The 10627-nt window shown below is 42.8% G+C and carries 6 protein-coding genes; 1 reads left to right on the top strand and 5 read right to left on the bottom strand.

Going from position 1 to position 10627, the window contains the following annotated elements; translation table 11 throughout:
• Nucleotides 1–134: 134 nt before the first annotated feature.
• The 5 genes from QUB13_RS29895 to QUB13_RS29875 all read right to left on the bottom strand — a co-directional run bounded on the left by QUB13_RS29895 (nt 135) and on the right by QUB13_RS29875 (nt 8476).
• Entirely contained in the window at nt 135–3704 is a 3570-nt protein-coding gene (locus QUB13_RS29895; RefSeq protein WP_333388591.1) for a TPR end-of-group domain-containing protein, read from the bottom strand.
• Nucleotides 3705–3733: 29 nt separating this feature from the next.
• The gene (locus tag QUB13_RS29890) at nt 3734–4636 is read right to left on the bottom strand and encodes a hypothetical protein (protein ID WP_333388588.1); all 903 of its coding nucleotides are present in this window, start codon (nt 4634–4636) and stop codon (nt 3734–3736) included.
• 549 nt (nt 4637–5185) lie between these two features.
• On the bottom strand, nt 5186–6328 hold the full coding sequence (locus QUB13_RS29885; RefSeq protein WP_333388586.1) for a CobW family GTP-binding protein: 1143 nt from the start codon (nt 6326–6328) through the stop codon (nt 5186–5188).
• 124 nt (nt 6329–6452) lie between these two features.
• The gene (locus tag QUB13_RS29880) at nt 6453–7616 is read right to left on the bottom strand and encodes a glycosyltransferase (RefSeq protein ID WP_333388583.1); all 1164 of its coding nucleotides are present in this window, start codon (nt 7614–7616) and stop codon (nt 6453–6455) included.
• 458 nt (nt 7617–8074) lie between these two features.
• On the bottom strand, nt 8075–8476 hold the full coding sequence (locus QUB13_RS29875) for a fasciclin domain-containing protein (RefSeq protein WP_194070943.1): 402 nt from the start codon (nt 8474–8476) through the stop codon (nt 8075–8077).
• Between the two features lie 492 nt (nt 8477–8968).
• Here QUB13_RS29875 and QUB13_RS29870 point away from each other — a divergent pair, with 492 nt between their 5' ends.
• A complete protein-coding gene (locus QUB13_RS29870; RefSeq protein ID WP_333388580.1) occupies nt 8969–10006 on the top strand; it encodes an aldo/keto reductase in 1038 nt (345 codons plus the stop codon).
• The last annotated feature ends 621 nt before the right edge of the window (nt 10007–10627 follow it).

Below are 10627 nucleotides of genomic sequence, written 5' to 3'. Positions count from 1 at the left end.
TACACGTTGTCTACGCCGAACGCGAGTCAAAGTCTTTTGAGGTAAGGGTTTTAGGCTTATTCAGCAAGCCCTATGTAGAGCAAACACTACTTGCTGGGTGCGGAGCTACCGAAGAAACCAGAGCGGTTGGGAACTCAAGTGCGATCGACATCAATTGAAGATAGATCGCGACTCGGACTCTCTCCCACTAAGGAAATAAACTGCTGGTCATTCCGCAAGGAGTCAAAGTCGGGGTTCCATCGAGCTTCCTGACAACAACGGCGCGGAGCGATCTGGATTGCTCGTTGAAGCGCAGCAATAGCTCGCTCGGTGTCACCTTGTCGGGCATAGCAACAGGCTTTTCCGTAGTAACCTTCCTCATTTTCTGGATGTTCGCGAATCACTCCATCGAACAATTTCATAGCTTGTGAGTATTCGCCTGCACGGGAGAGAACGATTCCTTTATTAACGAGTAATATAGGTTTATTTCCTCCTAACTGAATTGCGCGATCGCAACTATTTATCGCGGCTGGATCAGCCCAGATTATGCTTAAAGTTAAACCTTTGTTAGTATAAAAAGAATAGTTTTTAGAATTTATTTTAATAGCTTGTTCGTTACTAACAAGTGCGTCATTATAGCGTCTTAAATAATATAGTAAGGTACTTTTTGTCAAGTAATGATCAGGATTTACTGGGTCGATTTCAATAGCTTTGTTGATACTAGCTAGGGCTTCTTCATAGCGTTCTAAATTCTTCAACATCTTACTCTTGAGGAGGTAATAGTCAGAATTTTTTGATTCGATTTCAATAGATTTTTTATCATCTTTTAAAGATTTTACTGATTGACTATTGATTGCGTAATAATTAGAGTTTTCTGAATCTATTTTAATAGCTTTGTTGATACTCAATAGTGCTTCTTCATAGCATTCTAAATCATTCAATATTTCACTATTTAGATAGTAATATTTAGAGTTTTTTGATTCAATTTCAATAGATCTGTTGATACTAATTAATGCTTGTTCGTGTGAATTTTTTGAACCAAATGCGGCAGCAAAATAAAAGAAAATATTACCTATAAAATGAGTATTTTCTAAATTTTTTAGTGTCTCAATTTCTGCATAAGCTTGATTCAAAAGACTTAAAGCTCCCCTGTGGTCGCTATAACTCCGCAGACTGTGACTTATCAGAGCTACACACTTTGCTAAACCTGTTAAATTATGAATTTCACGGAAGCAAACATTTAGTCCCGACTCAATTTGGGACTTAACTTGACTCGAAACTTCTTCTCCCTGGATCTCAATGCTAATGCTATAGTTTTTTTCAGGCATACCGATGACGCACCATCCAAATACGATAGTTTTCTCTATGCTGTCTAGAAAATTCTGAATATCTCCCCGCAATAGTTTGTTTTCTTTTAGTTCTGCTTCTGAGGCAATTGCCAAAAATGCACTTATTGCAATTAATGGCTTTTTCAAATAAGATCCTTCAAAAAAACAAGTTAATAGTTGACGTTTTCCTTCATTTTTATTGGCGAATAGTCTGTGATAAATGACTTCTATCATCAGCTCCTGCCATTCGGAATTTTCATATTTATCGAGGGGAGAGCGATCTGGTGATACTTCTTTATCGGCGAGGTGCTCAAAATAATCGGCTATCCAATTGTGGATTCGCCAAAATTTTTGTTTATCTTCTTGATGCTGTGTTTCCCGAATCACGCTTCTGGCAACATCATCAATCCGATATGAACCGTCAGAAATTGTAAAATCACGCTCTGTCAACCACTTAAACCAATTAATTCCATTACCGAATGGAATATTAGCTTCTCCAAACTCTTGCAGCAAAGCTTGAATTAACTGTTGATCGAACGAACGGCAGTGAGCTGCCAATTTTACCACTCGTTGTTCAGTTTCCTTCAACCCATCTAGGAGTAAGTTCACCATGCCAGATTGTCCGCCAGACAAGGTGATTGCTCCATCATCTTCCTTTTGCTTTTTCAGTAAATTTAAGTAGTAAGGATATCCTTGAGTTGCACTCCTAATCCGCCTCACCTCATCTGTATTGGTCACTCCAATATTTTTAAGATATTGTTGAGTTTCTTGTGGGCTGAATTTAGCGAGAGAATATTCTCGGATTAGCGGAACTCCCCTATCTTGAAATTTATGCTGATAACGTCCATGACTCAGCTTGTAGCGTCCTGCCATCGCAATTCGGACTGGAAAATCGTGCAATGTCGTATCTTTGAGTAATTCATTACCCAAAAATTCATTAAAATCTTTCTGTGCTTTTTCATAGGTATCGAGCCATAACACGATCGGCTTCTCTTGCGACAACTGAATCAAGGTTTCTGCAAAAGCCTGAGTGAGCTTTGGCTGTGGATCGAGCATGATATCTCGCAAGCTCATCTTTTCCTGTGTTGATCCTTGCGTAGCTGGATGTTTCCTCAAAAGTTTCTCGAAGCGCTCTCTTGTTGAAAGCGGATTAAACCTGGATTCATCCTCGGTGACGATCGAACTTCGCGCCACTCCCATATATTCCCGAACCAAACTACTCTGCTCAGCGCTAACTCTTTGGGTTTCTTCCGCCGGCTCATTTTCCAGGCGTTGCAGCGTTTCTTCGTACTGTTGATACCGAACTGTGAAGAGATCTGTCTCTGGCTGATGAATTGGCAATTGCTGGTGTAAGTGTTTCATCAGTTTGATGGGTGTACTCAATTGGCTGTTGTTAAAATCAGCCTCCAGAAAATTCACCTTTCCGTGGTGCAGATTTTTTAACTCATCTAGTAAGGTAGATTTGCCAATTCCCCCAATTCCATACGCATAAAACATCAATGGTGCGGAGTTGGGTTGCTCAATCGCCTTAGCAAAATCATCGAGAAACCGTTTGGTCGAACTGCGAGAAACAAACAAACCTTTGCGGCGGGGTTTTGAGGCTTTTTCCCGACCTAAATTTGCTGAACAGGACTGTGCTAAAGCAGTTGAGATAGGCGATCGCGCTTTCGGGTTTTTGATGAAAGTTTGGGGATTTGCGCTATCGATATTGCTCAACGTCGCTTTTTGAGGGGAAGCCTTGGACTGGAAATATTCGTTAATCTTATCCCTCAGTTTAGAAAGCTCTAAAAATTCGTCATTATCCTCCCAATCAGAATTTTCCAGTACGCTTACTAAAGCATCCACAAAATGACCATCACCCGCTTCTGTATCTGAATCTGTCGAACACAGAACGCAAAATCCCGATGGCTTGCGGGTACTCGATCCAGAAGTCAAGCTCTGAATAATCCCATTCACACCCGCGCCTGCATAACAAACGTCCAGAATCAGTAAGACATTTTCAGGATAGTTATTATTTCCCTCAAATAGGCATCTAACGAGCTGTTGAGTTTCAATCGCTTTGGTACTTAATTGATCGCGTCGAGAATTGAATGTGTAGAGATAGTGGGAACCTCGATTGCCATCCTCGCCTGCGTGTCCGGCATAATACAGGATAACGATATCGTCCTGACTTCTTTCCGAATAGCCAAACCATTGGGACAGGGCATTTTTGATGTCTTCAGCCTCTGCGTCGATCGAAATCTGATCGGATAAAACTCTGGTGTACCCCTGCTGTGTTCCTGTAAACAGATTCACGACTCGCTCGACATCACTCTCGACTATAGCTAAGTTTTCTAGTCCCATTTTAGGACACGATGCAGAGCCGATCGCAATCAAAAACCGTTTAGATTTATCCATTGTCAGCCGAAATTATTTTGAACAGCACGTTAAACTATCAAGCCTGTGGCAACAGCAGCACCCGTTTCCTTTGCTGTTAAATACCTTTCCACCGAATGAGACTGCCATCCATTATAAACAAGCCGATCGACAATTTTGCGATCGTCTCCATCTCCAAAGTATGGGGCTAAGGATTTCTGAAGTGCCACAATATCACCGCTATCAGCAATGTTAAACCATTGCTTGATATTCGGCCATGCACCTTTACGATTTTCCGGCGGAGGTGTGAGTTTATCGAAAATCAAATTAGGGATTCCCAAAGGAGAACCCAGCGTTACCAGCGTCTGTACATTCCATTCTGGATGAGCGCACAAAGCTTCATAGGCAACGACGGAACCCAAGGAATGGGCGATCACTACTTTTGTCTCTGTTGGCGAAACTTTGGCTTCTACCCGTTCCAACACTGCTTTTTTTGTATCCGAATCGTGGAGAAATAAACCAACTTGCTTCAAGGCAAAAATTAATGTTTTTTCCGGGCCCAAGTTTCGGAAGAAGCGTGACTTAGACAACTGCCTTAATGCACGCTGCACAATCTCGGGAGTTCGTCCCCGACCTTGAAACTCAGGTTCTTGAATGCTGGGATCTTCGCCTAATGGGTCGCCAGCGCTACGATTCGCGATCGATAACTCTGCCGCTGCACGCCACCACTCAACGAGTAAGGCTTGCTCCCATTCCGTTTCAACATCTCGCGCTGTCAACTTGGGGACTCCTGCAGAACGCATTCCCGATGGGCGAAATAAGTCGCCATAAAAAACCATCCCAAATTCCGAGCGTGTCAAGCGGGGCTGTTCGATCAATTCTAGGCTTCCTTGTAGTGCAGGCAACCAAGCATTTTCAAGCTGTGGACTGCCTAAAAAGTCTTGGGCGATTCCATGAATACCAACTACTTTCATTTAAATTCTTCCCCATTATATTCTGTGATTTTAAGAGTTTTGACCTAATCTCACATCCTGTTTTGTACTTGTGGCGCTCAAATCATAACACATGAAATCGGCTCGGGGCAAGGATTTCAGGATTTATGAATTCATCCAATCGCTTGTTATTATTGCGTAACTACTCAGGCTTAAAAAAAATTGTATATATAAGCGGTTGAAACCGCCGAATCATAAAAATGGTAGTTAACTTGGATTTGGTATTACACATCAATATTAGACCTCTTGCCTCAGTCTTTTCAATCAATTTTTTAGACGGGCGGGACGCCCATCCCACATTTTTTTTTGTGTGGGATGGGCGTCTCGCCCGTCCTAGGTATTTTTGCAAGATGTCTACTAAAGAAACCGAGTTTTTCACCAGTATTAAATGCAAATATACAGGGATTGTGCAAAAATCTGGTTTCGGCACAATCCCTGTATCTCAAAGAAACCGGGTTTTTCCCAGTATTAAATGGCTGAATGCAATAAGCCAAAAACCCGGTTTCTGTACAATTTCCGAATTTTCAAGCTTTAGTTTTTCCCAAAACCTTTGCCGCGATTGGGTGCAGGCATACATAGACAGTTTTCGATTTGCGATCGCAAAGTCTCGGTATCCAAACCCTGACCGATCAAAACAAGCTGGTTTTTGCGATCGTCGCCTTTCCACTCGTCGTCGTCCATCGAAAATCGCTTGCCGCTCAAATGGAAAATATGCCGTTTCGGACTTTCTTCAAACCACATAATCCCTTTCGCACGAAACACGTTTGTTGGCAGTTGGTTGTCTAAGAAATATTGAAATTTTCTCAGAGAAAACGGCTTGTCGCTTTGGAAAGAAATTGAAGTAAATCCGTCATTTTCTAAATGGTCGGAGTGGTCGTGATGGTCGTGGTCGTGATGTTCGTGGTGGCCGTGGTCGTGATGGTCGTGATGGTCATGATGTTCGTGGTCGTGATGGCCGTGGTCGTGATGGCCGTGGTCGTGATGTTCGTGACTGCTAGTAGTTTCCTCAGATTGGAAATATTTGTCCGATTCAAACAACCCGACACTGAGGACTAGCGGTAGGGGAACTTGCGAGTTTACTGTTCGCACAATTCGAGCACCTTCTTTGACATCGCGAATCTTAACTTCCAACAAATCTAAATCTGCTTCTTCAACCAAATCTGTTTTGTTGAGGATAATTATATCGCCGTAAGCTATTTGACTGTAAGCTGCTTCTGAGTTGAATAAATCTAAGCTGTAGTTAGCTGCGTCTACTACTGTCACTATCGAATCGAGACGGGTCAGGTCGCGCAGTTCTGTGCTTAAAAAAGTTAGAGCAACTGGCAGGGGATCGGCGAGTCCGGTAGTTTCTACTACTAGATAATCGAGATTTTCTTGACGTTCTAAAACTTTGTAAACTGCATTTACCAAATCTTCATTAATTGTGCAGCAGATGCAGCCGTTGTTCAGCTCAACCATGTTGTCGTCGGTGGTGACAATCAGTTCGTTGTCGATGCCGATTTCGCCAAATTCATTGACTAAAACTGCTGTTTTCAAACCTTGCTGGTTGGTCAGGATGTGGTTGAGCAGGGTTGTTTTGCCGCTACCGAGAAATCCTGTAATGATGGTAACGGGCAAGCCGTGTTTGGGAGCGTCCATCGCCTGCTCTGTCTCGGACTGAGTTGTAGATTGCATAGCTTGAATGTCAAATAACGTCTGAAGCTTAAACTTGTTGTCCTATTGTATCTTATATTAATTCCGAACAGCGCATTACAAGTGCTAATTATCGGAAATTGCTAAGTGTTCGATCGCACCCTGTTTAATTTGGCGATCGAATACTTGGCAAAAGTACCTCTAGGAGTTGGTCTGCAACGTGTTTCCAGGTAAACCCAGCCGCTACAAAATTGGGGCCTGCTTCGCGAGAGCGATCGCACAACTCCGGCTGTTCTATAATGTTTTTCATTAAGGCGATCGAATGTTCTAAATCTGGCATCAGGCGAAATATCGGCATACCGTTAGAAGTACCTTCTTGAAACGTGCTTTCGACGTACCAAGCAAAATCTGGAGTTGTAAAATCATCCGTCGGGCCGCCTTTAGTGCAGATTAGCGGCAAGCCACAAGCAATTGCTTCTAGTGCTGGCAAATTGAACCCTTCTGCTAAATAAAGAGATACGTAGGCATCGGCGGCTTGATAAAGTTGAGCCATTTTTTCAAAAGACAGTGTTTCTCCTATGTAAGCCATGCGCGGCAAAACTTTTTCTGCTTCGTCAAAAGTTAGTTCGTCTATGTTTTGAGCGATTAGAGAATTCGACTCATATATTGATTCTTCTCCTTTCAATACTAATCTAGCTTCGGGATGACTTTCAACTACAACTGCGAAAGCTTTTAACAATAAATCGATGCCTTTATTTGGAGATCCTGCACCGACATTCAAAAATACAAATCCCTCCCATCCTAGCTGTTTCCGCAAAGCTTCGCGTTCCGATTTTGTTAAAGGTTTGTATATATTCGGATCGATGCCGCAAGGTATGACAATTGTGCGATCGGGATTCGCACCGCTGCGGATAAATCCAGTTTTCGACCAATGGGAAGGCGTAATAATAATTATATCGGAGTTCCTGTGTCCTTCGGAGAGGGAAGCTGCGCCCGTTATTCTAAAGTTTTCGTTGTGCAGAATTCCCCATTCTGTTGTGGCAAACAAGCACGTCCGTTTTGTATTTGAGGGTGCAAAATTGTAAGGTACTGATATCCGTAACGTAGCGTCTGCTTCTAGAGACGCGGAAGGGTGAGGAATATTTTTTATTGCTGCTTCAGCAGTTGCGTCTAACAAACCGGTTGCTGGCTGCCAGTTTTCGTCTAGATAGGGGATATCTTTGTGGAAAATTTCTAAGTTGGGATATTTCAGCATTTCTAGTAGCTGAAATTGATTGGCGATGGCGTAGGAGTGTGGCAAAAAGCGCCAGCCTTCAACAATTATACGCATTTATTTGTTACTTGTTAGTTCTTAATTAATTAATTAAACGCTGCAAAACGCAACCATGTAAGCGATTGTTCGGACTGAGTTGTAGATTGCATAGCTTAACTATCAAATAATGTCGATCGCACTTTTATTGTGTTTTTTATTGTATCTTATTTAGGACAAGCCCCGATCGACCCGGTTTCTAGGATATTTTTTGGGTGCGGCGGCACAGCACTTACCCGCAAGCCCGCAATCAACTCCAGAGTACAACGGCACTTGTTGGCTTGTCACCTGTTTTCCCAGTAAATCCAGCCGCGAAAAAATTGGGGCAGACTTTCGCCAGTGCGATCGGTCTATTTCCCCTGCTCTACAATAGTTTTAATTATTAATCTGCGTAAAATATTTAAACTTCAACTAAAACAGGGCGGTGGCTAAAAATAGCCACCGCCCTCAAGATAATATCGAGTTATCTAAATCTGTGCTTACGCAGGAAGCAAGACTGAATCGATAATGTGAATGACACCATTGTCAGCAGCAACATCGGGTGTAGTAACGGTAGAATCATTAATTTTGACGCCATTGGAAGCATCAATTTTAACTTCTGAGCCTTCAACTGTCTTCGCAGATTTCAGTTTGACCACATCAGCGGCCATAACTTTGCCAGAAACGACGTGATAAGTCAAGATTTTTTTGAGCTTAGGGATGTCCTTAAGCAGTGATTCTACAGTACCTGCGGGAAGCTTAGCAAAAGCTTCGTCTGTAGGAGCGAAAACTGTGAAGGGCCCAGCGCCTTTGAGAGTATCTACTAAACCAGCAGCTTTGACGGCAGCAACTAGAGTTGTAAAAGAGCCTGCCGCAACGGCGGTATCAACGATATCAGCCAAGTGAGTCACCTAGGTTTTGTATTCTGTATATCAATATAGCGCTAAAAAGTTAATTTAGCTACCTAATTTTTCTCGATCTCAATCAGATTTGCTGATGATTAATATAGCATTTTTTTTATTTAACTATTTTCGCAAAATACCTATCTAAAGGTAGATAATATTTTTAGTAATTTACTGTATTTTAAATTAGCAATGTGATTATAAATACATAGGTAAGAGGCTCGCCCCAGCGCCGTGTTGAAAGTCAAAAGCACTTTTTTTGTGATAGTGCGAACTCCCGTAGATTCTGCAGGTTATATATTTAGCAAGCGGGGACAGCACTACAAAAGCAAAACTAAGATCCTGCCGATCGGCATTTTGACTTAACAAAACATTCAATATCCAGCACAGCCCTAACCCACCCTCAAAGCCAGCCACCGCAGACTAATGGCAACAGTTGAGCAAATCCCGATCTAAACTGTTAACAGCAATTAGCTAGCTAAAAAAGCCGACATGAGATACAAACTACTAGGTAACAGCGGACTTCGCGTTTCAGAAATCTGCCTCGGAACCATGACTTTTGGCGAAGAGTGGGGTTCGGGCGGTTCCTACGAAGAAAGCCGCAAAATGTTCGACGCATTTGCAGCAGCAGGCGGCAATTTCATTGATACGGCGAATCTCTACACCAACGGTACTAGCGAAAAATATGTCGGCGATTTTATCGCAGCCGATCGCGAAAAATGGGTAGTCGCCACCAAATACAGCCTCAACACCAAGAATGGCGAAATCAACGGTTTCGGGAACCACCGCAAAAATATGGTGCAAGCAGTAGAAGCAAGTTTGAAGCGACTGCAAATTGAATATATAGATTTGCTGTGGCTGCACGCTTGGGATTTTACCACGCCTGTCGAAGAAGTAATGCGCGCCTTTGACGATTTGGTGCGCGCCGGCAAAGTTCTTTATATCGGCATTTCCGATACACCCGCTTGGATTGTTTCTCAAGCAAATACGATCGCCCAAATGCGCGGTTGGACACCATTTATCGGCCTGCAAATCGAGTATTCTTTAAAAGAGCGAACACCAGAACGGGATTTGCTCCCGATGGCAAAAGCCTTAAACATTGGCGTGACAGCTTGGAGTCCCCTAGCAGGCGGCTTGCTAACAGGAAAATACAACACTTCAGAAACCGCCAGCGAAACTAAACGGCTTGATTCGCCTGAATCGGGAAAAATTAGCGAACGAAATCTCAATATTGCTCGCGAAGTTAGCTCCATAGCAGCCGAAATTGGCAAACCAGCCTCTCAAGTAGCCCTGAATTGGCTGCGACAACAGTCAGTCAAAGTTATTCCAATTATTGGTTCCCGCAAACTCTCGCAACTGCAGGAAAATCTCGCTTGTTTAGAGTTTCAATTAACTCCCGAACAAATGCAGCAGTTAGACAAAGTAAGTGCAATTGAATTGGGTTTTCCCCACGATTTCTTAAAGAGTTCGATGGTGCAAGATTTTGGATTTGGAGGGGGAATCGCGAAAATAGACAGCCGCCGACTTTAAAGTTGCTGCTATCTTCTAGTGGCGGGTTAACGCGGATATGGGCGAACCCGCCCTCAGAGGAATAATTGAGATTGGTACTTTCTCGCCTCGCGTGACTTTAACCTCGTACCCCAGCACCAATATCATCACCATAAAATCCTAGGCTTCTCATCGCTCTTACCTGGTTTCCGCGATATTGTCGATCGGGGTATAAGATGTCGGTTAAACCCGACTTCATAAACTGTTATTTATGAATCTATCGCAAGTTAGACATTTTGGTTGATCTTTATATATATGAGGATACAAACGTTACTTAGCAGCGATCGGATAAGTTTAAAAGAGGCGAAGTTTGTCAAATTAAATGGCAACAAAAAGTAGATCGCAAATTTTCTCAACTATACAAAATAAAAGACTAAAAGTCGATGCAGAATTTGCGGGTAGCGTCTAAGAGGTTTGCAAGGCGTGGCTAGCTAGGAGAGAGTGGGAATATTTGTATGGTGCGGATACATCGACAATCCCTACATTCAAGTTTTTTAAGGGATTTTTAACGGCGACGCACCCGCGCGATCGGTATGCCTCTAATCATTAATTTATTGGACAAGACTGGACAATGCGTACATGGTGAGCCATAATACTAATATG

It is taken from the genome of Microcoleus sp. B4-D4 (assembly GCF_036705185.1).
Classification (GTDB): Bacteria; Cyanobacteriota; Cyanobacteriia; order Cyanobacteriales; family Microcoleaceae; genus Microcoleus.
Note: the sequence above shows the minus strand (reverse complement) of the source record. Positions and strands in the feature narration are given on the sequence as shown.

Bases quoted from the DNA above. Each gene is read 5' to 3' on its own strand.
- QUB13_RS29890 (WP_333388588.1), bottom strand. From the start codon at position 4,636: ATGAAAGTAGTTGGTATTCATGGAATCGCCCAAGACTTTTTAGGCAGT.
- QUB13_RS29870 (WP_333388580.1), top strand. From the start codon at position 8,969: ATGAGATACAAACTACTAGGTAACAGCGGACTTCGCGTTTCAGAAATC.
- QUB13_RS29880 (WP_333388583.1), bottom strand. From the start codon at position 7,616: ATGCGTATAATTGTTGAAGGCTGGCGCTTTTTGCCACACTCCTACGCC.
- QUB13_RS29895 (WP_333388591.1), bottom strand. From the start codon at position 3,704: ATGGATAAATCTAAACGGTTTTTGATTGCGATCGGCTCTGCATCGTGT.
- QUB13_RS29885 (WP_333388586.1), bottom strand. From the start codon at position 6,328: ATGCAATCTACAACTCAGTCCGAGACAGAGCAGGCGATGGACGCTCCC.